Genomic DNA, 26,327 nt, shown 5'->3' with positions numbered 1-26,327 from the left:
ATAATACGTACTCTCAAAGGATTGGTAAATTTCAAAAAGTTCATCCGAACCAATCTACTGCAAACCGAATTTAGGCCTGATTTTTGAGGACTGAATGTTTTTTAAGCAATTATAGAAGTTTGTATTGGTTAAGAGAATTCGGTTTTCTTCGAAGGGTATTCTTTTGTTCTTGGTTAAAATCTGGCATACCCACTAATGATGCAAAAGGCAGACTCTTTTACTTTGGAATTGAAATGAAAGTTCGTTATCTATTTGCGATTTATTGTTCCTTTTGCCTACTGCCTATCTACGCAAGCCCCAATCTTTCAACCTATTCCCTCGACGACCCAACGGAACTGGTCAAACTTTCTGGATCTTGGAAATTCAATCCCAAAGATGATTTAAACCAAGCATTAAAAGAATTTCCTGATTCCGACTGGGGCAGACTGTCCATACCCGCACAATGGAATAATTCGGGATTGTCTGGATTTAAAATTGGTTGGTATAGACAATCCTTCAAAGTATCAAATACATTCAAAAATCAGAATATCAGCATACTCACTCCTCTCATTGCAGATGCCCATGAAATGTATATCAATGGAGTTCTCATCGGTAAAACAGGAGTCATTACAGAATCGGGAGACCTAATCAAAAAAAGTAGCCGAATCTCAGTGTATTCGATCCCAAAAGAACTCATTGCATACGATTCTGAAAACACAATCGCAGTGAGAGTCGCTGACGATGTTGGTTGGGGTGGATTTGTAAATTCTGAATTTTATATTGGGGAATCTGATCTCATCCAAGGTAAATTTTATAAATACATTATGTGGAATTCCGCATCTTGTTTTGCCTTTGGATATTCTGCACTTTATTGTTTAATTCTTTGGTTGAGAAGTAGAAGGGAGAGAGCTTATTTAATTTATTTCTTTTTTGCAACACTTGCAGGTCTTGTGACTTTTGGAAATTTGTCTCTTCCTTACTTTGTATGGGACGAGTTTTGGTTTAACCATTTTATTTTCCATCCCGGATTGAGTTTAATGGGAGTTATAGGTACACTTTTCTTTTTAGAATTTACAAACCACAAACCATCCAAACTTGTGATAGTTGCCCTTTCTGCACACTTTACCATTGGCCTTATATCGTTTTTTACATTCATTCCCTTTGTTATGGAAATTTATTCCAAATATACATTAAACATTACGAATATTTTTTCACTATTTGAACTAATATACGCCTTTGTTCTCAACTTTCAGGCAGTAAAACTCAAACAACCGGGAGCTCGTATTATATTTTTTGGGCAACTTGCACTTGGAGTCACTGCTGCATTTTCTATATTAAGTTATCTACAAATATATGTATCCATTTTAGATAGATCTCTTTCTGAGGGGTTTTTATTTTATACCTTGAGTTTATCTTTTGCATTATCGATACGATTTGCAAAACTTTATGAGGTCACAAATGAACTCAAAAGTGAATTAGAACAAAAGAACAAAGACTTAGTTGTATTGGATAAAATGAAAGATGAATTTTTATCCAATACATCACATGAACTTAGAACACCATTAAATGGAATCATAGGGATCACAGAATCACTCATTGAAGGTTCCATGGGTGCAGTAAGTGCGGGTGTTTCCAAAAATTTAGGATTTATCATCTCTTCCGCAAAACGTCTCTCTGGATTAGTGAATGACCTTCTCGATTTTTCTATGATGAAAAATCAGAAATTCAATCTTTCCCCAATGACTTTAGCGATCCAACCTTCTGTAGACCTTGTGATTGCTCTACTCGATCGAACTGCTGTTGAGAAAGGTATTCTCTTAAAAAATGAAATCGCAGATGACTGTCCCTTAGTTTTCGGTGATGAAAATAGAATCCAACAAATCCTGTTTAACCTCATCGGAAATGCTCTTAAGTTTACAGAATCTGGTTTTATTTCTGTAACTGCAAAACCAACAGACAATGGTTTTTTTAATTATTTAGAAATAGCAGTAACGGATACAGGGATAGGACTCTCCAAAGAGGATCAGGGAAAAATTTTTGCACCCTTTGCCCAAGCTGATTCCAGTATTTCAAGAAATTTCGGTGGAGTTGGCCTCGGACTTTCCATTACAAAAAACTTAGTAGAACTTCATACTGGAACCATCTCTGTTGAATCCGAATTAGGGAAAGGATCTGTTTTTAGATTTACTTTGCCTTTGGCAGTTGGCCAAAACGAATTTCAAAAAGATCAAACTGATATTACAATACCGCAGACTGATCGTTCGGTGATCGACGAAGATCTCCGTGGAAATTTTGTCGTTCAACAAAACTATGTGGAAAGAATGGAAGTTACCACAAACCTTTCAAACGACTTAAATCGTAACCTAACAATTCTTGCTGTTGATGACGATCCGATCAACTTGGAAGTTTTGAAAATTCAACTTAGCGGATCTGGTTTCAACGTAATTCCAGTTTTAGATGGACCAACAGCATTATCTGTAGCAAATGAAGTAAAACCAGATTTAGTTCTATTAGATATTATGATGCCAAAGATGAGTGGGTATCAAGTTTGTAAAATCTTAAGACAAACCTATTCGATTTATGAAATGCCGGTTCTAATGCTCACTGCAAAAAATAGAATTGAAGATGTTCTTTCGGGATTGGAAGCCGGGGCAAATGACTTTTTAGGAAAACCTTTTGATAAAAGGGAACTTCTCGCAAGGGTCAATACTCTCGTTCTTTTAAAATCTGCTGTGGAAGAAAAAGAAGATTATTTAAGTATCAAAGCAGAACTCAAACTTGCCAAAAAAATCCAAGACTCTTCCTTACCTTTACATCCACCAACAGGTGAAAAAGCAAAGATCGTTTCTAGATACAATCCAATGACTGCTATCGGTGGTGACTATTATGATTTCCATACTCCCGACGAACATAGTTTAGGTGTTGTAGTGGCAGACGTTTCCGGGCATGGTATTCCTGCGGCCATTGTGGCTGCCATGTTTAAAATGGCATTTAACTTACAAAAACATGTATCTAAAAAACCAAACGAAGTTTTAAAAAGAATCAACAAACTTCTCTTAGATTCTATCCACAAACAATTTGTTACAGCATGTTATTTATTCTTTGATTTAAAAAACCAAAGAATCCTTTATGCAAGTGCTGGCCATCCCCCCGTTGCCTTTTATAGGCGAGAAACTAACAAAGTCGAACTCGTTCGGCCGAGAGGGAGGATACTCGGATGTTTTCCTGAAATCCCCGATGAAATTTTAGATATTCCATTTTCCGTAGGTGACCGAGTGATTTTATATACGGACGGAATCTCTGAAGCACGAAACCCAGCCGGGGAAATGTTTGGTGATGAGCGTCTTAGCCATTATATAACAGAAAATTCAGCAAATCGATCTGCGGATTTATTTGCCGATGGTCTTTTGGACCAAGTAAAAGAATTTTGTGGAAAACATATTCCTGATGATGACATAACTCTTGTTGTAGTCGATTTATAACACCTCACCAAACATCTAACTTTTTTCCGAAGGCCTAAAAATTTGTAATGATTAATTTTTATATTTAATGAAAAACTGCTCAGATTCTTTTTAATAACTTAGAGGATATTATGAGCGAATATATTTATTGTTCCGGACCTATGTTTAGCCCTGAAGAACTAAACACAATGGCTACGATTGCTGCCACTTTAGAAGCTGCGGGATACAAAACCTACCTCCCACAAAGAGATGGGATCGAAGTGGCACAGGTTATGGCCATGATCAACACTCCGATCATCTCTGGAGAAATTTTTAGAGACATTATGATTTTTGTTCAAAAGGCAGTGTTTGCAATGGACGTTTATCAAGTTGTCGAACGATGTAGTGCAACAGTGTTCAATATGAACGGAAGACCAGCTGACGACGGCTCTATTTCCGAAACAGGAATTTCATTTGCTACAGGGAAACCAATTGTCATATATAAAAATGACCCTAGAACAGAATTTAATGGTTTGGACAATCCACTCCTTACTGGTCTTAGTTACAACTGGAAATATGTCACAGATATATCCCAAATCCCAACCAAACTTGCCGAAATCATTGTGACCGTAAATGCAGCTGGTGAGAATCTTTATCTCAAAAACCCACCTCCAATGGTAAAAAAGACAATGGAAGTGGGAAAGGAAGTTTGGGAGATTTTAAATATCATTCGTTTCTTCGACCATAAAGAAAAAGATCTACTCGCCATTCTCAAAGTACTTGTAGAAAAACTAAAAGGTTCCGCCAATTTTATGAAGTATTTAGAAGCGTAAATCTTGGTTTTTTAGGGATTTTTTTCAAAAAAAATCCCTAGTTTCAAACAACCCCGCTATTTTGTCCTACCTGGATGGTATTCTGGTTTTTAGAGGTTAACCAATATGGAATACATTGAATCCCTACTAGAAGAGTATTATGATCTTTCTTTGCAACTGGCAGCACTCGGTGGCCCAACAAACCACTCTGAGTTATACGATGAGATTTTATCCATTGAGGAAGAAATTTGTTGGGAATGTTCTCTTCCTGCGTCTGCAACAAACCGTAAACTCTTTCAATTCTTCAATCAAAATGAATCAAAAGAAACCAACATCCAGAATTCCCTTGCATCATTGGAACGAACTAGAACCAAATACTTTTACAAACCTGAAAAAACTTTTTTTCAATACTTAGAATCGGAAGAAGAAACAAAAGATATCAAAAATATTAGAGTTCCTATGGTCAATGGAACTTTTTACGAGTTTTTATATCCTGTTTAAATCTTTTATCAGATACTGAATCAGATTTTTTCCCGAGGGCTTCCGATCAAGGGAGCCACTAGGTGAATTCTTTTTCAAGCCGATCAAATCCTGCGTTTGTCCCTTCTACACGGCCGCGAACTTCCTCTTCTGGAAATCCTTCATTATTACCAGGTTCTTTTAAAAGTACAATTTGTTCGGTAAAAGTCATTTTAGTTCTACCTTCCAGCGGTGACTCAAATAAAACAGTAACCAAAGAAACAGAAATACGAATGTCATTTACATACATACCAAAGGCATATACAATTCGTTCATTGGGGACGATGTCATAAAAAGTTGCATCAAAAACATGACGACTTCCTGAAGGAGTCACTACTAAATTGGATTCTTTTCCGCCCACTTTAAAATCCAAACTAAACTCAACAGTTTTCCAATCATCATGGCAAGCAAACCATCTTCGTTTGGAATCTGCATTCGCCCATGCGGCAAAAGATCTTTCTTTAGAAGCCGGCAATATCCTTTCGATAGTAAAAGTAGAGTGGTTCATTTGTCCTCCTTTCATTTTATGTTCCGTCGGAATTTTCATCCGATGATTCGATTAAAAAACTTTCCAACTTGTCAAAACGTTTGTTCCAAGCAGCTTTTCTTTTTGCCATCCAAGAATCAATACTCGAAAGTTGGGCAGGATCCAATCTATATGTGCGAACCCTTCCTGACTTCTCAGAAACAACTATGCCACCCTCTTCCAACACTTTTAAATGTTTTAAAACAGAAGGTAACGCCATAGAGAGTGGCTCTGCCAACTCTTTCACAGATAGAGGACCTAGGCTCAATCGTTCCACCATATTCAACCGACTGCGGTCACTAAGTGCATGAAAGATATGTTCCAAACCAATGGTATTAGACTTCATAAAGTAATAAACATCATCATCTTGTTCATATGAGATTATCCTTAATTTTTTTCATTTAGAAATCGTTTGGGAATTTTATCATAAAGTGGATACATATGAAAATATGGTTCTGCTTCAGCTATCATACGTTTTACGGACTTTCTTTCGAGTAACCGTTCAAAATAGTTTGTGAGTTTGGGATGTGTATTCCGAAAACTTAGAATTGTATCCGCGTAAAACAAAGCAGGCACAGCCGAACAATCTGCCATACTAAAAGTTTCACCAGCGATGAAGGGCTGAGATTGTAATTGTCCCTCCAACATATCATAAGCAATGGGAAATTTCTGGTATGCTTGTTCTACTCCAAGTTTGTCGCTCTGACCCTCTGGTCGCAAACGATCCACAACGATCTTCTGCATAGGTTCGCTGATATAGAGATCGAAAAAACGATCCCAAAGTCTCGTTTCCAACGCAAGTGTCGGGTCACTGGGAATGAGTTTTTCTTTCCCTGGATAAAATTCGTTTAGATACTCAATGATGATGGAGGTCTCAGGAACCGTTTTCGCCCGCATCCGGTCTCGAAGCAGAGGGATTTTACCAACAGGCCAATAAGCAAAGAGTTCTGCACTGGACTCTTCTGACATCAAATCCACAATCCGAGATTCAAATTCTGTTCCATTTTCATAAAGGGCAATCAAAACCTTATGACAAAAGGAGGCAAGGGGGTGGATGTAAAGCAATAGGTTTGGAGTCTGATAGTTATCCATATGGAAAACTATTAAATTCTCCTGAAATCTTGCAAGAAAAAATAGTTATCTATTTGGATAACTATTCCAAAAAAAGTCAACTGAGTATAAAAGGTAACTGAGTTTCGAATTTCAACCTGGGCAAAAGGTAACTAAGTTTCCTTTTTGAGCGACTGAAAAAGGGAAGCGAATCTCCAATTCCAGCAGCTAGAAAAAGAAAGTGAGTTTACTTTTGTCCCTTACGTGAATATCCACCTATTGGAAATCGAAATGCCCTCACTTTCCATCACCCTACTTTGTAAATCAAGGAAAGACCGGCAAAAAACCAAAACATGACATTTGGGATAGGCTGAATTTCCCACTCGTGACATCCAGGACATGGTAAGAAAGGCTGGACCATGTTACCTTTGGTGCATGAAAACACCCAACCAAACAATTCGACATTTTGACAGGCTTCACCGAAGGACCATTCAGTTTGTTCGTTGGAACCTACCAGTTCTCCTGATGACGGGCCTTTCTCTTTTATTTCTAAAATGCGAAGGTACATCTTCAGATCCAAAAACCCTTCTCATTCCTCTATTGGTTTCTGCAGATGCAAACACAACTTCACAGCTTGGAAACAACCCAACAGGAACGGGAGGACAAACCATTCCTATTGCCGTCGGTGAACCAACATCAAGTGCACCGATACTCAACGATGTTTCCTTTATTACAAACAATGCCAACCCAGCGGATGACCCCTATTCCACAAAAGGCCTTCTACAATTTCAAAAATCAAGCGTTAGCTTTCAAAATCCTGTCCCAGCGAATACAGAACTCAACTTTTACTTCGGTAAAAAAAATATGGAACTACAACCGGATGGAACTGTAACCAATGCATTACAGACTCTAAACCGAACTGCAGGAAATTTTTCAGGTCATACTTTCCTCGTAGATTCGGACAAAAAGTACAAAGTGTTCGTTGTTGCAAAAAATGAATTTGGAATTTCAACAAAACAACTCAAGATTGGGCATGCTAGAAAATGTGCGGAAGCAATCAAAACACCAGGAACGTTTGGAAATTGTGTCGACCATTGTTTCGAAACAAATCAGTTAGGTGATAAGATTGAAATTACGGTAAAATACAATCTTCCGATTGATGGAACTTCTCTTTCTCTAGATCTTACGGCTTTAAGTCCAAGAAGTTTACCCGAAACTATTGCACCAAGAGTTGATTTATCAATTGGTACTCCAAAAGCAGGTGAACATACAATTAAAACGAACTTTGGAATTCATGAAAAAGAATTTCTTTGCGCAGAAATTAGCTCATTCCTCACGGTGAACCAACCTTATCGTTTTTCGATCTTAAAAGGATACGTTGTCATTCCCAATGAATGAAAACGCTTACGTTAATGTACAAAGCCTAACTGGTAATATAACCATTTTATTTTTATCTTTAGGTCTCTTCACAAATTGTGACCCATCGCAAATGGATAACAGTTGTGACCTAAGTTCAGAATCATTTTCTAAAACCATGGTAGTCAAATCAATCTTAGGTGACAAAAGCTCCCATTGTTTGTCAAACGCCAACACAAATCATACAAACTTTAGTGTTGGCGGTAAAATATCAGGTCTAACCGGCGCAGGTCTGATATTAATTCTGAATCAAGATACATCACTCAATGTACCTCCTGGTAGCACAGAATTTTCTTTTCCCAATCGAATCTCTATTGGTTCTCCATACGAAGTCAATTTTTCAAACCAACCACAAGGAAATTTCTGTGAATTGGTAAATCCAAATGGAAAAATTTTTAACAAAGATATTACTGAAATTGAAATCAATTGTTTTGCAGCTTGCACAAACTGTAAAATTTTTGTGACCCAAAATTCCTATCCTGCCAATGTCGGGAAGGCATCAAATTTTGATTCATTTTGTCAGTCAGATCCGAACTACCCGGGGACAGGAAAGTTCAAAGCAATGGTCGTTGATGGAGAGTCAAGGAGAGCAAGTTTCACTCCTAATTCAGGAGAAAAAAAAATTGATTGGGTTTTTAAAGCAAACCAGGCATACATTCAAGATAATGGATCCAATATTGAATCCTCAAATAACAACGGATTGTTTACTACGGGAATCTCCATACCCATCACGAATATAACGTCAGACCATTGGACGGGCCTCAATACAGATTGGACAACGAATACAAACGCTACTTGTAAAAAATGGATAACCAATTCAGGATCAGAAACAGGAATTTCCGGTGATGCGTATACTAACGATGTCGTTACACTCACAGCAGGCCGTGGGCCGCAACCCTGCTCCACAATTCATGAACTAGTATGTGTGGAACAATAAATTACTAACGCAGAAACTTTCAAACCATCACTTTATGATTCGTTTGTGGCCAACTTTTGTTTGGACAAAAATACTGTTAAACGTTGTAATTGGTCTTTTGAAGTTGTGTTCGTCTCAGGCAAAACTTTGGCATAAATATTCTTTAAATGATTCCGTAAGGTTCCATCTGAAACATTCAAAACCAAACGAATGAAGGAACGGCTATGGCCTTCTGCAATCAATTCACAAATTCTAAGTTCTTGTTTAGATAAACTATAGTTTTCGAGAGGGAGAGAAAAAGATAAGTCAGGTTTATTATCTTTTAAAGTAGATTTTAATAAATACGTAAAAAACAATAAACTTGTTAACGTAGTTACAATTGAGACAATCAACTCTCTAAATGTAAAAACAGGTATGATGGCTAAAACCAAAATCCCAATGATCAAACCCACAGCAAGTGAGATGAGGATGGATGCAATCAAACTATAGATACTTGGTTTTGATGCATTATAACGATTCAGATAAATAGACAACAAAACAGAAATAGTAGCATCGACAACAGGATGTAAAGGCGGGAAATCAAATCCATACATAGGCAAAAAATTCGAAAAAAGACTAAACCACCAAACACATAATGCTAATATAAATGTTTTTCTATTAAAGAAAGAATTCCATTCCAAAGGAGAAAGAACAAAGTATAAAGAAATGGTTATGGCGAAAAAATGAACCGATCCACCCAGAATGCCGCCAAAGATAGTTAACATCGGTGCGAGACCAAAAGAAAACTTAACAAATCCATAAACGATCGTTTTAGGAATAGAGGAACAAAGTAAATCGACTACCAAGGCATAAATTGCGATGGATATGGTTGCTTTATTAAATAATCGTCGCCCCGTACAAAAAGAACACAAAGCAACAAGGACGGGAGCCAAAAGAAAAAAAGAATGGCATTGGAATATCCAAAAGGCGATTCCTGCGGTCTCATCGGGTGCAAAACAAAGAGCAGCTGTTGCCGCATTCTGAACCCCGATGGTAAAATAAAAGATGCTGAGGAGTCGATGAAAACGATGGTCTCGAGTGATATTTTCAATAAAACAACTTAGATTTGCCAAAGAAGCAAACAACGGCACTAAAAAAAATATACCAATCACAATGAAGTTTCGCCCTATTTATGCTAATAGAGCCACTAGTTAAGATTTTTTACCATTCAATTTTAAAATTTATGAAAAAGATTTTAAGAATATAATACAATTGTTTGGTGGATTTTATGAATCAAAAACTCCATGTGATAGCTTTGTAAGATTTTGTAATTCTATATTCAAAAGCAAGAGTTTCCATACACTGATAACAAAGGCAATCAGCATACTGTGTAGCCAAATAATTTCTTTCCTCTAAGGAAAGGTTCACTTTTGTACATTGGCAAAGACTGATTGAACCAACCTTACATTCAAAACTTCGATTACAATTGGGACAAAGTTTTTCTTCATGTTTGATTTTAGTTTCGGATTTTTTTAAAAATTCTAAGTTATTTGGTTTGGATTCTTCCAAGATAAATCTCCTTTGATCCAGGAGTCACTCAATCTCTGTTAGGGGGAGGTTGGGACATTCCAGTATCTATGTCCGGGATCCTTTCTTTAATCTAGGAACGAATGATCGTTTACGGGCGATTCATTTGTGGGAAGATCCGACTTTTCCATCCAAAACGAAAGGATGAGAATTCACGGTTGCACCGTCAGTTGAGGAGTTTCACCTCATTCCTCCCGGAATTGATTTTATTAAAAACCAAAGTCACTGTTTCTGTCAATCTTCTGTTCCTGACTAATTCAGTTTTTTCAAGATTGATTCACATTCACTGTGCATCTGTGATTGCCGTTTGGTCTTTGGATGGTAATAAAAACTCTGGAGGCATCTCATCTTTCAACTCTACTCCAGAAAGTTTTCTTTGAATTGCTTCGTTAATCAAATACATTGTTTTAGCTACAGCACTTTCAAAACTAAAACCATTGGGACGAACATTTGAAATACAATTTCTGCTTTCATCAGTTTTACCAGCTAGCGGTTTATAGGTAACGTAGACACCCAAACTATCAGCAGAAGATAAACCTGGTCTTTCACCAATCGCTACCACAGATAGTGTGGCATTCAAAATTTCTCCGATTTCATCACCGATGGCAACTCTTCCATATTCGGAAAGAACCAGTGGTGCAAGTTTAAATCCGGTTTTATTTATGGATTCCATCAAAAGTTTAAAAAAAGGAACTAAATTTTCATCGATAGCCTTTGCGGAAAGTCCGTCTACACCAACCAAAACCAAATCAAAATTACCAGCTAACAGTTGCAACCTGCTAGTGGATTCAAAATCCAACCTTCTTCCCAAATCAGGTCGGAGTAAATATTCTTCTTTGGAATGGACTTGGCTTTTAACCAACAAACTAGAAAGATTTTTTGGTTTTCCTAAAACATCTATCTCTTGGATCAACTTAAGAAAATTCGGACTCAATAAAACTGCATCCCTTGCTCTCGCATGATCCAAACGAAAACGTAATACATCTTTTGTGGACAAAGACCCTCCAAACCTAGAAAGTCCAATCCTTGCATTGCTAAACTGTTTCCATTCCTCTAAAAAAGTCATAAATTTGATTTTCCCAACATCTCTTCTAGTAAACCAAATGCTCTGTTTTCTTTGGGTAAAAATCCATTTTGGTTTGAAAAAATACCTCGATCGAGTAACCAACTTTCAAATTCAGGAGCTGGTTTGAGTCCCAAAACTTGTCTTAGATACAAAGCATCATGGAAGGATGTACTTTGATATGACAACATCACATCATCAGCACCAGGAATCCCCATAATATAATTACAACCAGCAACTCCTAACAATGTTAACAGTGTATCCATATCATCTTGGTCTGCCTCTGCATGATTTGTGTAACATACATCAACACCCATAGGTAGCCCAAGTAACTTCCCACAAAAATGGTCTTCCAAACCGGCTCGGATAATTTGTTTTCCATTATACAAATATTCAGGTCCTATAAAACCAACAACCGTGTTGACCAGTAGCGGAGAAAACTCTCTGGCGACTGCGTATGCTCTAACTTCTAACGTCTGTTGGTCGATCCCATGATTTGCCCCTGCGGACAAAGCACTTCCTTGGCCTGTTTCGAAATACATAACATTATCTCCCACAGTTCCACGTCCGAGAGCCAGTGCCATTTCTCTCGCTTCTTTGAGAACAGAAAGAGAGATGCCGAAACTTCTATTTAAGTCTTCTGTTCCCCCAATGGATTGAAAAACCAGATCTAATGGTGCTCCTCGTTTCATCACTTCCATAGAAGTAGTTACGTGAGATAAAATACAAGACTGAGTGGGAATCGAATATTTCTGAATGAGATTGTCCAACATTTCCAAAAGGACAATAGAAGTTGGAATATTATCTGTTGCTGGATTGATTCCAATTACGGCGTCTCCACTTCCAAGCAGAAGACCATCTAACAAACTAGCGGCGATTCCCTTTGGATCATCGGTGGGATGATTGGGTTGTAATCGCACAGAAAGGCGTCCCGGTAAACCCAATGTATTCCTAAACTTAGTAATTACTTTTATTTTTTTACCAACTAAAATTAGATCTTGGTTGGACATAAGTTTGGATACAGCAGCAGCCATCTCTGGAGTGATCCCCCATCGAATCGAGGCAATCACTTCAGATGTTGTTGTTTCTGATAATAAAAAATCACGGAACCCACCAACTGTGAGATGGGAGATTAAAACGAATGCTTCTTTATTATGAGAAGCAAAGATAAGCCTGGTCACCTCATCCTTGTTTGCAGGAATCAGTTCTACATTTAAAAATTCTGATAGGTAAACATCGGAAAGAGCGATTTGTGCAGCGACACGTTCTTCCTGGCTTTCGGCCGATAAACCAGCAAGATCATCACCAGACCTTTGTGGACTCGCCTTCGCTAATAAATCTTTTAATTCGGGGAAATGATAGGTTTTTGATCCTAGGATGGTTTTGTAACCCATAAAGAAATTATATCCGATTTTGGAGTTTTCGGATATAACTTTTCTTTTGGATCACCCAATCAAATAGAGCATTTCTTCTCTTTTTGATCTTTGCAACTTTGTCTTAAGACTAGCCGAGCCATTTCGCAGGCAGAGTCTCTCGTAGTCACGGTATATGTTGATGGATTGGATCCAAATTGGTAAGAAGTCCGATATTCCGTTTTCGTACAATTTGGGTAGGCAACAAAAATGGATAATTCGCAAATGGCGGCTTCTTCTTTTGCTTTAGAACAGTCCTTTCCCATGGAAGGATCACAGTTGAAGTTAAATACAGATAAAACGATCAAAAACAAGAACCTAATTTTAAATGAACTTTTAAATGAACTTTTAAAATGCTTTGAATCAATGTAATTAAAAATAAACAAACATTAACCTTCCTTAATATAATATACATCGTATATTCCTTTCTTTCTCTGCAATGTTAATTTAATAATCACAAAACATTTGTTCTGTTGTATATTTATTGTTTTTAATGTTCTATAAAATATCATATCGATCTGAACCCAGAGAAACACCTTTTAGTAACAGAAGTTTGTGGAGAAACCAGGGATTTCCGTCAGTTCAAAAAGAAAACGAGATACTCGTCCGGAGGAAAAAGGAAGGGAATAGAGAATCTAATTCAGATTTTTTTTCCGTTCGCATTGACAAATTCTAAGAAATATTGCTTCACCTGTTTAAATTTAGACTAAATCTAAAAAATTGCTTGATTTCTATAGTTAGACTTACCCTAAATTTAAACTAAATCTAGAAAGTGAAGGACAATATGAGAACAACCAATCTATCTGCTATTGCCATTTTAGTGCTTTCCTTAAGCTCCCTGGGAGCTGTGGACACTAAAGAACCTTCGAGTTCGATGGAGCGCCAAGGAAACTCTAACCAGTTTTGGTGGCCCGAACGACTCGATTTAGCACCTCTCCGCCAACATGCTGCGGAATCAAACCCCCTGGGAAGACAATTCAACTACTCCAAAGAATTCAAAGAACTCGACATCCAACAAATAAAAGAAGAGATCAAGACCTTAATGAAGACCTCCCAGGATTGGTGGCCTTCTGATTACGGTCACTACGGGCCATTTTTCATTCGGATGGCTTGGCATAGCGCCGGAACTTACCGGATCGCAGACGGTCGTGGTGGTGCCGGTGGTGGACAACAAAGATTTGAACCACTGAACAGTTGGCCTGACAACGCAAACCTAGACAAAGCAAGACGCCTCCTTTGGCCGATCAAAAAGAAATACGGAAAAAAAATATCTTGGGCCGATCTTATGGTTCTCACAGGAAACGTAGCTCTTGAATCTATGGGATTCAAAACTTATGGATTTGCTGGAGGCAGGAATGATGATTGGGAAGCCGACCTCGTGTATTGGGGACCAGAAAAAAAATGGTTAGCAGACGAACGTTACGAAGGTGATAGAAAGCTAAAGAATCCACTCGGTGCCGTACAAATGGGACTTATTTATGTAAATCCAGAAGGACCTAATGGGAATCCTGACCCACTAGCAGCCGCTAGAGATATCCGAGATACCTTTGGTCGAATGGCTATGAACGATGAAGAAACTGTCGCACTTATTGCCGGTGGTCATACCTTTGGGAAAGCACATGGGAAAGCTGATCCCTCCAAACATGTTGGTAAAGAACCAGCAGCAGCCGGTATCGAAGAACAAGGGTTTGGTTGGAAGAATGCCTATAAAAAAGGAAATGCAGAAGACACCATTACCAGTGGCCTTGAAGGTGCATGGACTGCCAATCCAACAAAATGGACAACCCAATATCTAAACAACTTGTTTGGTTTTGAATGGGTACAATCAAAAAGTCCAGCAGGTGCCATCCAGTGGATTCCTAAAGATGGAGCTGGGGCCAATATGGTTCCCGATGCTCATGACAAAACTTTGCGCCATGCTCCCATCATGTTTACAACGGACTTGGCTTTAAAATTTGATCCAAGTTACAAAGTCATTGCTAAAAAATTCCAAGAAAATCCAAAAGAGTTCGAACTTGCTTTTGCTAAAGCTTGGTTCAAACTCACACATAGAGATATGGGACCTCTTTCCCGTTATATCTCGAAGGATTTACCAAAAGAACCTCTCATTTGGCAAGACCCACTTCCAACCGTGGATCACAAGTTAGTTGGATCAAAAGAAATTGATACCCTAAAAGGTAAAATTCTAAAATCAGGAATCAGTATCCCTGAATTAGTAAAAACTGCTTGGGCATCTGCCGCAAGTTTCCGTAGCACTGATATGCGAGGAGGAGCCAATGGAGCAAGGATACGATTGGCACCTCAAAAAAATTGGCCCGTAAATGATCCTGAAGAACTTGCAAAATCATTAAAAAAACTGGAGGAAATCAAATCCGATTTTAATGAATCAGGAAACAAAATTTCTCTCGCAGACTTAATTGTTCTCGGTGGAAACGTAGCCATCGAAGAAGCGGCCAAAAAAGCAGGAGTCAAAATCTCCATTCCTTTTACCCCAGGTAGAACCGACGCAACCGCGGAACAAACGGATGTGTATTCTTTCTCTGTATTGGAACCAAAGGCAGATGCATTCCGTAACTATTATGGTGCAGGTAACTCTCTTTCTCCAACGGAGATGTTGGTAGACAGATCCAATATGTTGTCTCTGACCATTCCAGAAATGACAGTGTTACTGGGTGGTTTGAGATCTCTAGATGCCAACTCTGGCAAATCGAAACATGGAATCCTTACCACACGCCCTGGAGTTCTTACCAATGACTTCTTTGTCAACTTACTCGATATGTCGACAAAATGGCAAAAGTCATCGCAGACTGATGGTGTGTATGAAGGTGTAGACCGCAAAACAGGTGCTAAAAAATGGACAGCTACTTCTGTGGATCTAATTCTTGGTTCTCACTCAGAACTTCGCGCTGTTGCCGAAGTGTATGCAGCTGATGATGGTAAAGACAAGTTTGTGAAAGACTTTGTTTCTGCATGGAACAAAGTGATGATGTTAGATCGGTTTGACGTGAAGAAGTAAAAATGTCCAAATCTTCACGAAAAGATTTTCTAATCAAATCATTGTATTTGGTAACCTCTCTCTCTTTTGTGGAGGGAGGTTTTGGATTCTTCTCTAGTTTGATGGCAGAAGAAAAACTTCCAGAGACTTTGCCAGAAGGATTCAAACCCGTTTCCGAATCAGACCCTACAGCAAAAGCTTTAGGGTTTCACCAAGATTCCAAACATACAGACTTTACCCTTTACCCTGAAAGAAAAGAACCAGGATCCAAAAACCAATTTTGTAAACACTGCGCCCAGTATACAAAGATCAATGAAAAATGGGGGAAATGTAATATCATTTCTTCTGGTCTAGTTTCTTCTCAAGGTTGGTGTTCGGCTTGGTCGTTAAAATCATAACTATAGTTTGCAAATAGTTTTTATTTCCAAACACAGTTTGTCAGATCTACTTTTTCAAAAACCCAAGGTTTGTGAGCGTGTTTCGCATTTTTGTCTTCAATTAAGTCAAAAGATTTTGCTTCAGAAGCAATACTTGGGAAGTATAAAGTAAACGGAGTATTTTTCATCTGTGTTCGTTTCGGGCAAAGTCCGACACCTTCTGATTTCACAAAAGGATAAGAAGTTCCCAAATCATCCCGAAACAACATCCCTTCTTTCAATACACAAACTTTTTTAGATTCTTTTGTGTACAATTCCAATTTAGTTTCTGATTCGGAAACACAAACTTTACTAAGAACCACAACTCCTAAAAATTCGGAATGCAGGTCACAACACTGCGGAGTCGGATTCCAGGCGCGTTTTGTAACGGTTGTTTGAGTTGTCTCTTCTACAACCTCATCTTTTACCTGTTCGGTCGAACAAAAACTAACCAAACCAGCAATACATAAAAACATTAAAATATTCTGATATAAAAATCTACTGATCATACAACGAACACTTCCTTAATATCCTAATATTAGGACGAGAATCACATTTACACTAAGAAAACCCATTTCCTCTTCCATCCCTTTTTTTAAGCATTTATCTAATTTCTTCAGAAAACAAAACCTGCAAAAAGGGATAAAATGACGGAAGTTTTCAGCTAAAAATTTGGTAATTTATTGACTCCCGAATTAAAATTCCGATTTCAAAAATTAGAATCCTTATAGATTTATACATAAATCTACAGGTGGGAACGTCCCATTTGACTCTGTTTTTTAGGGTTGGAAGGGAAGGTTAGGATCAATATGAAACGAAGTGATGAACGTTCTCTTAAAAACTTCCGTTTCTTTTATTTGTTTTTTCTGTTATTCTTCATTACCTGCCAAAATCCCGAGTTGGAAAACCTTTGCGACCCCAAGTATAGCGGTTACTATGAAACCATCATTTTCAAAATCCTTTCTGGAAATACATCCAACCACTGTGGTCTGAACCTAAACCAAGTGTTTATCCCTATGTTTTCTCCAAATCCTGGACATTATACGGAACCAAATTTTATATCCATCACTTCCTTCACACCCGGGGCCACCATCTACATCACTACTGACGGTTCTTTACCAACGACAAACTCTACTCCCTATACATCACCATCTTCGATTTGGAGATTGGCGGGACAAAAGATCCGTGCAGTGGCGACCAAATTAGGAATGGACAATAGCCCCATTGCCGAAGCTACCTATTCCCTCATCCCATTAAAAACGGGACAAACTGGATCCTTTGGCACTGGATCAGATGGAGACATTCGTTCCGGATTTTCTACCAATTATTCTGGACCTAGTGCCAATGCAACCTACCCCAATGATTATACAACCTATGACCAATCCACCGGGATCCTTTGGAAATCTTGCTCCCAAGGTTTGGAAGGGCCAACTTGTGGAATTAACAGTATTACTGCGGGAAACTTTTCTACCTTAAGTTCTTCATGCACCGCCCTCAATTCCTTAAATTCGGGTAATGGTTATGCCGGTCAGAAAACTTGGCGCCTTCCTACCATGAAAGAATTGTTAACGACTAACGATGCAGATAAAGCGGTAGGAACGATGATCAATCCCACAGCCTTTCCTGCGACGGTGAACTATGCCTATTGGGCTTCTACCCCTTACCTAGTGAATCTTAGCGTTAATTGGTATCTGGATTACACTCGTGGAGATTCCTATCTTCAAAATACAAACGTTTATCATGGTCGCTGCGTGGCCTCACCGGCACCGATCGAAACTGTTTCCTATACTGACCATGGAGATGGAACCGTCAGAGACAATGCCACTGGCCTCACCTGGCAAAAATGTTCTTATGGACAAAACAATGATAACACTTGCTCTCTAGCAGCGAGTGTTATGGATTGGGGAACAGCTCTCACTTATTGTAATACTTTGAATTTAGGCTCTAGAACCTGGAGACTACCCAATCGAAATGAACTGGTTAGTTTATTTCATTATCCTCAAACAGCAGCCCCGATGATTGACCAATCAGTGTTTCCAAACACTTCTAGTAACTTTTATTGGACATCCACAACTCATGCTGATGCAACAGCTAATGCTTGGTATGTAAACTTTAATACTCCCGCCCCTCCTTCCAATCTTACTGAAGGAATCAGCAAAGCAACTTCGCAGTACGTTCGTTGTGTTTCGCAATAACGAAAAAAACCGAACCACCACTTCCATCTCTATGGGTTGGTTCCAGAAGTCACAACTACAAATGGTAGTGTACCAACCCCTACGTTACCGATGGAAACTAAACTTCCATCGGCTTGGTTGATTCGAAACATATCCACTGTATTTGCAAAAGAACTCGTAACGTATAAAAATTTTCCAGAAGAATCAATCGTAATGCCAGTGGGCCCACCACCTGTTCCGATAGAACTCATGGTTGCTGGAATTAAATTACCCGCCACGGGATCAATTCCATAGATAGAAACAGAATTAGAATTTTGGTTGGTCAAATAAAAAAATCGTCTAGTTGGATCGGCAACCACCGCTCTAGCACCTAAACCCAGAGTAGAAGTTACCGGAAAATTAGAACTCATAAATCCATTATTTGGGTCAAGTTGGTAAGTCGAAATATTGTTATCTGCATCATTAACTGTATACATATTTTTACCATTGGCTAATATCTCTACATTTCTTGGATAGGCTCCGCTCCCAATGGTTTGTAATACTGCTGGATTTGGGATTCCCGACGATGGATCAATCTGGTAAAAATCGATTGTTTTTCCATTATAGTTTGGAACATACAAATAATTTCCGAAAGGATCAATGGCAATACTAGAAGCACCCGTACTTGCCGGCATAGTATTAATCAATGTTAAATTTCCGGTAAATGGATTCACGGAAAAAGTAGTTACATTTAAACTATTTCGAATGTATAATATATCTTTATAGGGATGATATGTCATAGCAAGCGGAGAAAAGCCACCACTTGCTATCGTTTGTAAGATCGTTAAATTTCCAGTATTTTGATTGATTACAAACTGACTGATATCATTAGAACTTCGATTTGCAACTGTTAAATAAATTTGACTTGGGCTAACCCCCATAGACTCTGGACCCCCTCCTGTAGCACCAGTACCAATAGACGCAAGTGCGCCGGTAGTTGCATTAATCGAAAATACATTCACAGAACCAGAAGTTGTATTCAATACATAAACAAACTTGGGAGCAAACAAAGATTTGATGATGAGTGAAATGGTCGTTTGTTTGTTACTACTGCTCGCAGTAATCATGTATTTTGTTGAGTTCATTCCCAAAACAGGAGTACCAGAGATAACACAATTGGATTCGTTTAAAGTCAAACCTGCAGGTAAACTAGGAGAGGATTGGCATTTTTCAATTGGCTCTGAGGAAAACGGTATGATAGAACCTACTGGTTCATTTTGCCGGATTACAAGGAAATCAGAACCGTAATTCAATCGCAGCGGATTCAAACCCGCAAAAGCAGGACAGAGAAATTTGCCATCATTAGAACCAAACTCTAATAATGCGGACAAAACAAAACTTTCACTTTCCGGATCACAAGCAGAATTCAATTTAGCGGGACTACACTGAAGATTTAGAAACAGAAACTGAAAACCTAAAAACAAAGACAAAATATTGAATTGATTCTTCACTATAGAAAACCTTAATATGGATTCTAATCGAAAGAATTTTGTTTGTCGTCCTGGGACGGGAATCAGGAGCCACAACCAATTCTCTGGATGTTTCTTAACCAAATGGCGCAAGATACTATTGTTTCATGGATTCCCCGTAGTGTTATATACCACGCAAAAATCTTGATTGTGGTTTTATTTCTCTATTCTTGCCAAACAAATCCAACTGACGAAAGTTCACCGAAGGTCATTGATGGGAAAATTGTTCTCAACGAATCCAATTTACAAAACCAAACAGCAATTAAATTAGATGGAGAATGGGAATTTTATTATGAACGTTTGCTCAGTTCAGAAGATTTCAAAAACGACTACTCAAAGTTAAAAAGAGAAACAATCACATTACCTGGATTCTGGAACGAAACAAAAAAAAATGGAAAATATTATTCGCCATACAGTTATGCTACCTTCAGACTACACCTAACAATTCCTAAATCATACATAAACTCTTCACTATCATTCTACATCCCACACGCATTCACTACGTATCGCATGTACACCAATGGAACCCTTATTTCCGAAAATGGAATCGTAGGAATTTCGAAACAAGATACAAAAGAATATTGGTTACCTAAAGCCGTTTTTTTTACTCCCAATTCTGAAAACTTAGAAATCATCATCCATGTAGCAAATTACAAAGCTCTGAATGCTGGATTTCGACAAAGTATAGAAATCAGCACAGAATCAAACATGGTTCGGATCAAACAAATCAGACTTGCTTTAGATATTTTTCTGATTTCTAGTTTATTTGTAATTTCCCTCTATCACTTCACACTCTACCTACTACGCAAAAACGACCTAAGTTTATTTTATTTTTCTTTGTATTCATTTGTAAACTTAGTATATAAAATCACGAGTGGGGAATTCTTTTTACTCATCATATTCCCTGATTTTGATTGGGATTGGCTTATCAAAATTTTCTTCTTATCAATCTATTCAACTTTCCCATTATTACTTTGTTTTCTTGGAAGAGTTTTCCCAGAGGAAATAAACAAAAAAACAAACAATACATTTCAATTTTTATTTCTAATATTTTCTATTTTCGTATTGGATCCAAAATCAACATGGATAGAGGAAACCTTACTCCCTGCAGAAGTTGTAATGTTATTTTGTTGTTTTTATGTTTTTTATATATTAATCAAAGCGGTAAAAAACAAAAGAGAAAGTGCAACAGGTTTTTTGCTCGGATTCGTTTTTTTATTTTTAACAATCATCAACGACATTTTGTTTGAAAAAAATATTATCAAAACAGAAGTGTATGGACCCATAGGCACCTTTGTTTTATTTTTCTCTCAATCTTTTTTCTTATCAAAAAAACATTCAAATCTTTATGTAACTGTTGAAAAACAAAAAGAAGAACTAGAACAATCAGCATTACTCAAGGAAAAAGTTTACAGAACTAACATTCATTCCAAACGAATGGAATTAGAGTTGTATAAAAAAACGATCCAACCACATTTCTTAATGAACTCTTTGTCCGCAATTCGTTACTGGGTTTCCGAAAGCGCAGAAAAATCTGCACTGATTTTAGATTCTCTTGTCGGCGAACTTCGTATTATCTTAAAAGTAGCATCAAAACAATTAATTCCCATTGGCGACGAAATTGAATTATGCAAATACCATATTGGTGTGATGACAATGCGAATGGAAAAAGAATATCGATTTAAAACCTTAGGGATCGATTATACAGAAGAAATTCCTCCCCTAATTTTCCACACGTTAATTGAGAATGCCTTTACCCACGAAGATTCCTTACATGCAAAACTAAGCTTTGGAATCTTCAAAAAAAAGGCTAAAAAAGATGAGAAATTATTTTCTCAATATTGTTTTATCGTATATAACCATGCTAAAATCAAAGAATCAAACCAACCAAAAACTGGATCAGGAACTGGTTTGGAATATGTCAGACTTAGATTGGAAGAATCCTATTCTGGAAAGTGGTCGCTTACCCATGGAAAATCAAAAAAAGGATATAGGGTCCTCATCCAAATTCAGATAAATTAAAATGAAAATATTGATTTTAGAAGATGAACCAGTCCACGCAAAATTTCTAACAAAACTATTACATACTGTTTTAGGATCGTCCATTGTTGAGATCATACATGTGACTACGATTGACGAGGCCGACGCAGAGTTAAAAAAATCGCCAATCAATCTTCTTTTTTTAGATCTGAATATATTTGGATTTGATGGTTTTGATATTTTAGACAGAATTCCAACTATATTTGTCAACACTATCGTTGTTTCTGCCAATACAGACAATGCCATTAGAGCATTCGAATACGGAGTTATTGATTTTATTGCAAAACCCATCTCTGAAGATCGATTGCGGTTGGCCCTTGATAGACATTCTCTTTTTGCAAACACTTACCAAAGAGGAGGAGATAACCCAAACAATACAAAATCTCGATTGTTACGAGTAGATCTCGAAAATCTTCAAAACCGACTCAGCCATCTTATGGAAGTAAAAAAAGTTTATCAAAACGAAGATTTATCTCTAGAAGTTTTAGCGGAAGAACTAGATTTACATCCTAGACAACTTTCCGAATTTTTAAATGGGAAAAAACAAACTAGTTTTAATACTTTTTTACATAGTTATCGAATTAAAGAAGCCAAAGAACTTTTAATCAAATACCCCGAGAAAAACATCAGCGAAATTGGATTTGAAGTTGGGTATAAATCCCTATCTTCCTTCTACGAAGCCTTCAAAAAAGAACAAAAAATTACAGCATCCGAATTCAGACAAAAGGCAACTTTGCTTTGAATTTTAAAACAAAACCATTTAGATTCAGTGGCAAACAAAACTAACCTTTAAAAACCACCGTCACTTTAGTGCAAAAACTAAACTGTCTAGGGAATAAGACTACAGATACCAATAACATTCGTTTATCAATATATTATAAACTATTGCGGTCATTATGTATTGCAAAAAAAGAACCAAAAATCAAACTAGGCACGGACCGATTCCTAACTGAAAATCCAAAATGTCATACGACATAGTTCTGAAAACCTCTTTAAATTTTATTTATGAACTTTTTTTCATACGCCACTTGAATTTATGAATTTATTATGTTATAAATAGAGTCCGTTCATTATGTATTCTAATTCCAAAACTGAGGGTGAAATTACGGGAATGTCCACGGATGATGCTATTAAAATTTTTACAGGTTCCTTATTCCCCTCCCTTCCCTCTGGAACCTACATCCTGCTTTCCCAAACCGGGGAGATCGTTGAAACTTACACTTCTGCTACAAATCCTTGGGAACTAGGTCCCAGTGCCATTGGCAAACCTATTGAAGAATTAATTCCGCAAACTTATGTAAACTTGCGAGAGACCATAGCCAAGGTAATAGAAACAGGGATCCCTTTTGCCTGCAGTTATTCTTTCTCAAACTTCCAATTGTATATAAAAGTAGCACCTTGTACTTTTCCAAATGAACCACAGAAGTTTTTCTTAATCTCTGCTTTAGAAATCACAGAGGAAACGGACCCACTGGCAAACCTTTCCCAAGTAGAAAAAGCCGTTGTACAATACGAAGAAAACTTACACAAAGAGATTATAAAAATTTTTAACTGGCGTCACGAAATTGAAGGTAAAGGAAGCCATAAAGATTGGATGGAAAAGGCATTACCCAATCTCAATACTTCCCTCATGCAAGGTTCTGGTCTGGGAGCTTTAGTCACAACTGTTGGTTCTCTTATCAGGAAAGCTAAAAAAGAAGGAGACCACTATGAAGTTCCTGCTGCCATCTTTGAGTTGATAGAAGACAACTTTCGCAGCACAAAAAAATTAGTCCAAACCTTAGCAGAAGCACAAGTGGTTTTTGAAGGAAGTGCAAATGCAACAGAACCTGTCCAGTTAAAAGATCTACATAGTATGATCCAAGAAGAAGTAAGTTATCTTTCCGATATGACCATAATCAAAAACCAAAGGTTTCATATCTCAAACTTACAGAACGGACAAGAAAATAAATTCAACTGTCATTTTAAATTATTAAGAACTGCCATTCGAGAACTTTTGATCAATGCAATGAAATATGGACCGGACAATTCCAGTATCTATATTCTATTCATGAGAGCCGGAGAAAAACTTTCTCTCAAAATTTTAAACTCTCCTATGGATCCTTCTATCCACCAATTTGATTTTAAAAAATCAGAAGAGATCATCTTATTCCAACCATTCTATCGTGTGAATCGATATGTCGATGAAAGGTATTCAAAAGAAGAATTTGGTTTAGGTCTTGGATTACCAATTGTCAAAAAAATATTAGAAGATATGAATGCAAAAATATACTTCAATGTTTTAGATTCAAATATTTATAAGGATAAATCTTCAGAAGTATCAGTAACTTTGGAATTTGACATTGTTCCATAAGAAATAGGATTTATTCACCAATTTTATGATTTTAATTGCACTAGTTCAAATATACTTTTTATCGATCACAAGTAGGCGACACTATGAATAACTTAGACATGGACTCCCTTTCTGATGAGAATGATGATTTTGATGACGATGATACACTTGATGGTCGTTTTCTTATATTTTCATTGGCAGACAGAAGTTACGGAATCGAAATCAAATTCATCACCGAAATTGTTGGCATGCAAAGCATTACAGAAATTCCAGACATGCCAACATTCATCAAAGGAGTCATCAATCTTCGCGGGAAAGTCATTGCACTCATTGATGTTCGCGATAGATTTCGAATGCAATCCATTGGTTACAATGACAAAACTTGTGTCATCATTCTCAACGTAAACCAACAACTGATAGGACTAATTGTAGATACCGTTAAAGAGGTAATCAAAATTGCTCCGACAAACATGGAAGAAGCTCCAAAATTTGGAGACCACCAAGGGAATCAGTTTATCAAATCTATAGCAAAAGTCAGCGACGATGTAAAAGTTTTACTCAATATAGAAAACCTTCTCAAAGACGAAGACCAACTGGCGTTAGACGTAGCAATCAGTAATCAAACATAAAAAGAGGCAGAAGATGTTTAACCTAAAATCTATGACAGTCAAAGGAAAATTGATCCTAGGGTTCAGTTTGTTAATTTTTTTCATCGGCATTGGAACTGGATCGGGAATTTACAGTGTTAATATTTTTAACCAAAAAGTAACCGATTTAGTTTTAATCTATTCACCGAAGGTTCAGCTTTCTGAAAAAATTCGAACCAAATTCATGTGGCTTGCCCGGAACGAAAAAAACCTAATTCTTGATGAGTCAGCTGAGTTGATGAATAAACGTCTACAAGATCGAATCAAATATACCGCCGAATTGTTTGGATACATTGAAGAATTAGAAAAAATCGGAAACGAGAAAGATAAAGAAAAATTGGCAGAGCTCAGAACAGCTTACAAAGATTATGCGGATGCTTTCGAATTAGTAAAGGTTATTGCATTAAAAAACTTAATTCAAGAAGCCCAAAAAATTTCAACCGCCAAAGGCCGTCCTGCCGCTGACCGATTTGATGCAGTTGCCGATGACATTGCGGCCATGGCTGCGGCAGATATGGATGAAGCCAACAAATTAACAGATGAACTCTACCAATGGATTTTTGTTTTTATGGCGGGTCTTTTTATAGTTTCAGCAGCAATCTCTGTTATCATCGCAGCCTGGATCATCACAAGTATCACAAAAGCACTAAACTCGGCAGTTGAAATTGCAGCCACTGTATCGACCGCCGCAGAACAAGTTTCGTCCACAGCTTATTCTCTTAGCCAAGGTGCGAGCGAACAAGCGGCCTCCATTGAAGAATCCACAGCCTCCATCGAAGAGATGTCCTCTTCCGTAACACAAAATTCACAAGCAGCAAACGAAACAAATGAAATTGCCTCTACCTCTGCCAAAGAAACTACAAAAGGTCGAGAATCAGTATTCAAAACTCTTGATGCAATGAAAAATATCTCTTCCAAAATTAAAATCATCGAAGAAATTGCATATCAAACCAACTTACTTGCATTAAATGCTGCTATCGAAGCTGCCCGAGCTGGTAAACATGGAAAAGGATTTGCAGTTGTTGCTGATGAAGTTAGAAAACTAGCAGAAAGAAGTCAGGTTGCTGCCCAAGAAATCAATCAACTTTCTTTTAACAGTGTTTCCCTAGCGGAAGAAGCTGGTAAAGTCATTGAAGAAATTGTTCCTAGCATTCAAAAAACGGCAGAACTAGTTTCGTCCATCGCTGATGCGTCCAGCGAACAATCTTCGGGAATCAACCAAATTTCCTTGGCGATGACACAAATGGATCAAACCACTCAAATTGCCGCATCCTCATCTGAAGAATTAGCAGCAACTTCCAATCAGCTAAAAGAACAATCAAGCCACCTAATGGATATTATGGGAACGTTGGTTAAAATCGATAGAGAAAAACTCACGCACAATAAACAGAAAAAAACCATAACAAACAAACCTGGTGATCTAAAAAATATTGCGGCTGAATTTGGTAAAAACAACAAGTCTTCCAATAACTTTGGTTCTGGGCATGAACATGCTGCTGTAACAGAAAAATTTTGA

The 26,327-nt window shown here is 37.6% G+C and carries 23 protein-coding genes; 14 read left to right on the top strand and 9 right to left on the bottom strand.

Annotation, left to right across the window (positions count from 1 at the left end):
• Positions 1-233: 233 nt before the first annotated feature.
• The 3 genes from EHQ70_RS06060 (at position 234) to EHQ70_RS06050 (ending at position 4,732) form a co-directional block, all read left to right on the top strand.
• Positions 234-3,461: a SpoIIE family protein phosphatase gene (locus EHQ70_RS06060; protein WP_135584517.1), complete on the top strand. Its 3,228-nt coding sequence runs from the start codon at positions 234-236 to the stop codon at positions 3,459-3,461.
• A gap of 110 nt (positions 3,462-3,571) precedes the next feature.
• Complete coding sequence (locus EHQ70_RS06055) at positions 3,572-4,252, top strand: nucleoside 2-deoxyribosyltransferase (RefSeq protein WP_135584515.1); 681 nt, start codon at positions 3,572-3,574, stop codon at positions 4,250-4,252.
• A 105-nt stretch (positions 4,253-4,357) separates the two neighbouring features.
• Positions 4,358-4,732 (top strand): hypothetical protein, encoded by a 375-nt coding sequence (locus EHQ70_RS06050; RefSeq protein WP_135584513.1) that lies wholly within the window; start codon positions 4,358-4,360, stop codon positions 4,730-4,732.
• Between the two features lie 58 nt (positions 4,733-4,790).
• Here the strand turns inward: EHQ70_RS06050 and EHQ70_RS06045 are convergent, their stop codons facing one another.
• From EHQ70_RS06045 to EHQ70_RS06035, 3 genes are read right to left on the bottom strand one after another with little or no spacing between them, the layout of a single operon-like run.
• Positions 4,791-5,258: an SRPBCC family protein gene (locus EHQ70_RS06045; RefSeq protein ID WP_244288235.1), complete on the bottom strand. Its 468-nt coding sequence runs from the start codon at positions 5,256-5,258 to the stop codon at positions 4,791-4,793.
• Between the two features lie 16 nt (positions 5,259-5,274).
• Positions 5,275-5,622 (bottom strand): ArsR/SmtB family transcription factor, encoded by a 348-nt coding sequence (locus EHQ70_RS06040; protein WP_135584509.1) that lies wholly within the window; start codon positions 5,620-5,622, stop codon positions 5,275-5,277.
• 41 nt (positions 5,623-5,663) lie between these two features.
• A complete protein-coding gene (locus EHQ70_RS06035) occupies positions 5,664-6,368 on the bottom strand; it encodes a glutathione S-transferase family protein (protein ID WP_135584508.1) in 705 nt (234 codons plus the stop codon).
• A 393-nt stretch (positions 6,369-6,761) separates the two neighbouring features.
• Between EHQ70_RS06035 and EHQ70_RS06030 the strand changes: the two genes are divergently transcribed.
• Together EHQ70_RS06030 and EHQ70_RS06025 are read left to right on the top strand one after the other, a co-directional pair.
• Positions 6,762-7,724 (top strand): hypothetical protein, encoded by a 963-nt coding sequence (locus tag EHQ70_RS06030; RefSeq protein ID WP_135584506.1) that lies wholly within the window; start codon positions 6,762-6,764, stop codon positions 7,722-7,724.
• Complete coding sequence (locus EHQ70_RS06025; RefSeq protein ID WP_135584504.1) at positions 7,717-8,679, top strand: DUF1554 domain-containing protein; 963 nt, start codon at positions 7,717-7,719, stop codon at positions 8,677-8,679. Before EHQ70_RS06030 ends, EHQ70_RS06025 begins: the two co-directional genes overlap by 8 nt.
• Positions 8,680-8,711: 32 nt before the next feature.
• Here the strand turns inward: EHQ70_RS06025 and EHQ70_RS06020 are convergent, their stop codons facing one another.
• From EHQ70_RS06020 to EHQ70_RS06005, 4 genes are all read right to left on the bottom strand, one after another.
• Positions 8,712-9,809 carry a helix-turn-helix transcriptional regulator gene (locus EHQ70_RS06020; RefSeq protein ID WP_244288234.1) on the bottom strand — a complete coding sequence of 366 codons (1,098 nt, stop codon included), beginning with the start codon at positions 9,807-9,809 and terminating at the stop codon, positions 8,712-8,714.
• Positions 9,810-9,930: 121 nt separating this feature from the next.
• A complete protein-coding gene (locus tag EHQ70_RS06015) occupies positions 9,931-10,206 on the bottom strand; it encodes a cysteine-rich CWC family protein (protein ID WP_135584502.1) in 276 nt (91 codons plus the stop codon).
• 301 nt (positions 10,207-10,507) lie between these two features.
• Positions 10,508-11,290, bottom strand: coding sequence for an ethanolamine ammonia-lyase subunit EutC (gene eutC, locus EHQ70_RS06010; RefSeq protein ID WP_135584500.1), 783 nt, complete (start codon positions 11,288-11,290; stop codon positions 10,508-10,510).
• Complete coding sequence (locus EHQ70_RS06005) at positions 11,287-12,681, bottom strand: ethanolamine ammonia-lyase subunit EutB (RefSeq protein ID WP_135584498.1); 1,395 nt, start codon at positions 12,679-12,681, stop codon at positions 11,287-11,289. The genes eutC and EHQ70_RS06005 overlap by 4 nt, the downstream gene beginning before the upstream one ends.
• Before the next feature lie 228 nt (positions 12,682-12,909).
• Between EHQ70_RS06005 and EHQ70_RS18575 the strand changes: the two genes are divergently transcribed.
• The 3 genes from EHQ70_RS18575 to EHQ70_RS05995 all read left to right on the top strand — a co-directional run bounded on the left by EHQ70_RS18575 (position 12,910) and on the right by EHQ70_RS05995 (position 16,092).
• A complete protein-coding gene (locus tag EHQ70_RS18575) occupies positions 12,910-13,071 on the top strand; it encodes a hypothetical protein (protein ID WP_167481697.1) in 162 nt (53 codons plus the stop codon).
• A 412-nt stretch (positions 13,072-13,483) separates the two neighbouring features.
• Complete coding sequence (gene katG / locus EHQ70_RS06000; protein ID WP_135584496.1) at positions 13,484-15,715, top strand: catalase/peroxidase HPI; 2,232 nt, start codon at positions 13,484-13,486, stop codon at positions 15,713-15,715.
• A 2-nt stretch (positions 15,716-15,717) separates the two neighbouring features.
• Positions 15,718-16,092, top strand: a complete 375-nt coding sequence (locus EHQ70_RS05995) for a high-potential iron-sulfur protein (RefSeq protein WP_135584494.1) — start codon at positions 15,718-15,720, stop codon at positions 16,090-16,092.
• A 20-nt stretch (positions 16,093-16,112) separates the two neighbouring features.
• Here the strand turns inward: EHQ70_RS05995 and EHQ70_RS18625 are convergent, their stop codons facing one another.
• Positions 16,113-16,619, bottom strand: coding sequence for a hypothetical protein (locus EHQ70_RS18625; protein ID WP_208729508.1), 507 nt, complete (start codon positions 16,617-16,619; stop codon positions 16,113-16,115).
• A gap of 300 nt (positions 16,620-16,919) precedes the next feature.
• Here EHQ70_RS18625 and EHQ70_RS05985 point away from each other — a divergent pair, with 300 nt between their 5' ends.
• Positions 16,920-18,305: an Lcl domain-containing protein gene (locus tag EHQ70_RS05985; protein ID WP_135584492.1), complete on the top strand. Its 1,386-nt coding sequence runs from the start codon at positions 16,920-16,922 to the stop codon at positions 18,303-18,305.
• A gap of 29 nt (positions 18,306-18,334) precedes the next feature.
• On the opposite strand, the gene EHQ70_RS05980 is transcribed toward EHQ70_RS05985, so the two are convergent.
• Entirely contained in the window at positions 18,335-19,774 is a 1,440-nt protein-coding gene (locus tag EHQ70_RS05980; protein ID WP_167481696.1) for a lactonase family protein, read from the bottom strand.
• 102 nt (positions 19,775-19,876) lie between these two features.
• Between EHQ70_RS05980 and EHQ70_RS05975 the strand changes: the two genes are divergently transcribed.
• The 5 genes from EHQ70_RS05975 to EHQ70_RS18725 all read left to right on the top strand — a co-directional run bounded on the left by EHQ70_RS05975 (position 19,877) and on the right by EHQ70_RS18725 (position 26,327).
• Positions 19,877-21,814 carry a 7TM diverse intracellular signaling domain-containing protein gene (locus EHQ70_RS05975; RefSeq protein WP_135584490.1) on the top strand — a complete coding sequence of 646 codons (1,938 nt, stop codon included), beginning with the start codon at positions 19,877-19,879 and terminating at the stop codon, positions 21,812-21,814.
• Between the two features lies 1 nt (position 21,815).
• Positions 21,816-22,574 (top strand): helix-turn-helix domain-containing protein, encoded by a 759-nt coding sequence (locus EHQ70_RS05970; RefSeq protein ID WP_135584488.1) that lies wholly within the window; start codon positions 21,816-21,818, stop codon positions 22,572-22,574.
• Between the two features lie 330 nt (positions 22,575-22,904).
• Positions 22,905-24,185 (top strand): ATP-binding protein, encoded by a 1,281-nt coding sequence (locus tag EHQ70_RS05965; RefSeq protein WP_244288233.1) that lies wholly within the window; start codon positions 22,905-22,907, stop codon positions 24,183-24,185.
• An 83-nt stretch (positions 24,186-24,268) separates the two neighbouring features.
• The gene (locus EHQ70_RS05960; protein ID WP_135584486.1) at positions 24,269-24,793 is read left to right on the top strand and encodes a chemotaxis protein CheW; all 525 of its coding nucleotides are present in this window, start codon (positions 24,269-24,271) and stop codon (positions 24,791-24,793) included.
• Positions 24,794-24,806: 13 nt separating this feature from the next.
• A complete protein-coding gene (locus tag EHQ70_RS18725) occupies positions 24,807-26,327 on the top strand; it encodes a HAMP domain-containing methyl-accepting chemotaxis protein (protein ID WP_135584484.1) in 1,521 nt (506 codons plus the stop codon).

It is taken from the genome of Leptospira congkakensis, from assembly GCF_004770265.1.
In the GTDB taxonomy this organism is placed as follows: domain Bacteria; phylum Spirochaetota; class Leptospiria; order Leptospirales; family Leptospiraceae; genus Leptospira_A; species Leptospira_A congkakensis.
This window is presented reverse-complemented; position numbering and strand designations above follow the sequence as displayed.

Coding starts and splice junctions, on each gene's coding strand:
- EHQ70_RS06060 (WP_135584517.1), top strand. CDS start 234: ATGAAAGTTCGTTATCTATTTGCGATTTATTGTTCCTTTTGCCTACTG.
- EHQ70_RS06055 (WP_135584515.1), top strand. CDS start 3,572: ATGAGCGAATATATTTATTGTTCCGGACCTATGTTTAGCCCTGAAGAA.
- EHQ70_RS06050 (WP_135584513.1), top strand. CDS start 4,358: ATGGAATACATTGAATCCCTACTAGAAGAGTATTATGATCTTTCTTTG.
- EHQ70_RS06045 (WP_244288235.1), bottom strand. CDS start 5,258: ATGAACCACTCTACTTTTACTATCGAAAGGATATTGCCGGCTTCTAAA.
- EHQ70_RS06040 (WP_135584509.1), bottom strand. CDS start 5,622: ATGAAGTCTAATACCATTGGTTTGGAACATATCTTTCATGCACTTAGT.
- EHQ70_RS06035 (WP_135584508.1), bottom strand. CDS start 6,368: ATGGATAACTATCAGACTCCAAACCTATTGCTTTACATCCACCCCCTT.
- EHQ70_RS06030 (WP_135584506.1), top strand. CDS start 6,762: ATGAAAACACCCAACCAAACAATTCGACATTTTGACAGGCTTCACCGA.
- EHQ70_RS06025 (WP_135584504.1), top strand. CDS start 7,717: ATGAATGAAAACGCTTACGTTAATGTACAAAGCCTAACTGGTAATATA.
- eutC (WP_135584500.1), bottom strand. CDS start 11,290: ATGACTTTTTTAGAGGAATGGAAACAGTTTAGCAATGCAAGGATTGGA.
- EHQ70_RS06005 (WP_135584498.1), bottom strand. CDS start 12,681: ATGGGTTACAAAACCATCCTAGGATCAAAAACCTATCATTTCCCCGAA.
- EHQ70_RS18575 (WP_167481697.1), top strand. CDS start 12,910: ATGGATAATTCGCAAATGGCGGCTTCTTCTTTTGCTTTAGAACAGTCC.
- katG (WP_135584496.1), top strand. CDS start 13,484: ATGAGAACAACCAATCTATCTGCTATTGCCATTTTAGTGCTTTCCTTA.
- EHQ70_RS05995 (WP_135584494.1), top strand. CDS start 15,718: ATGTCCAAATCTTCACGAAAAGATTTTCTAATCAAATCATTGTATTTG.
- EHQ70_RS18625 (WP_208729508.1), bottom strand. CDS start 16,619: ATGATCAGTAGATTTTTATATCAGAATATTTTAATGTTTTTATGTATT.
- EHQ70_RS05985 (WP_135584492.1), top strand. CDS start 16,920: ATGAAACGAAGTGATGAACGTTCTCTTAAAAACTTCCGTTTCTTTTAT.
- EHQ70_RS05975 (WP_135584490.1), top strand. CDS start 19,877: ATGGCGCAAGATACTATTGTTTCATGGATTCCCCGTAGTGTTATATAC.
- EHQ70_RS05970 (WP_135584488.1), top strand. CDS start 21,816: ATGAAAATATTGATTTTAGAAGATGAACCAGTCCACGCAAAATTTCTA.
- EHQ70_RS05965 (WP_244288233.1), top strand. CDS start 22,905: ATGTATTCTAATTCCAAAACTGAGGGTGAAATTACGGGAATGTCCACG.
- EHQ70_RS05960 (WP_135584486.1), top strand. CDS start 24,269: ATGAATAACTTAGACATGGACTCCCTTTCTGATGAGAATGATGATTTT.
- EHQ70_RS18725 (WP_135584484.1), top strand. CDS start 24,807: ATGTTTAACCTAAAATCTATGACAGTCAAAGGAAAATTGATCCTAGGG.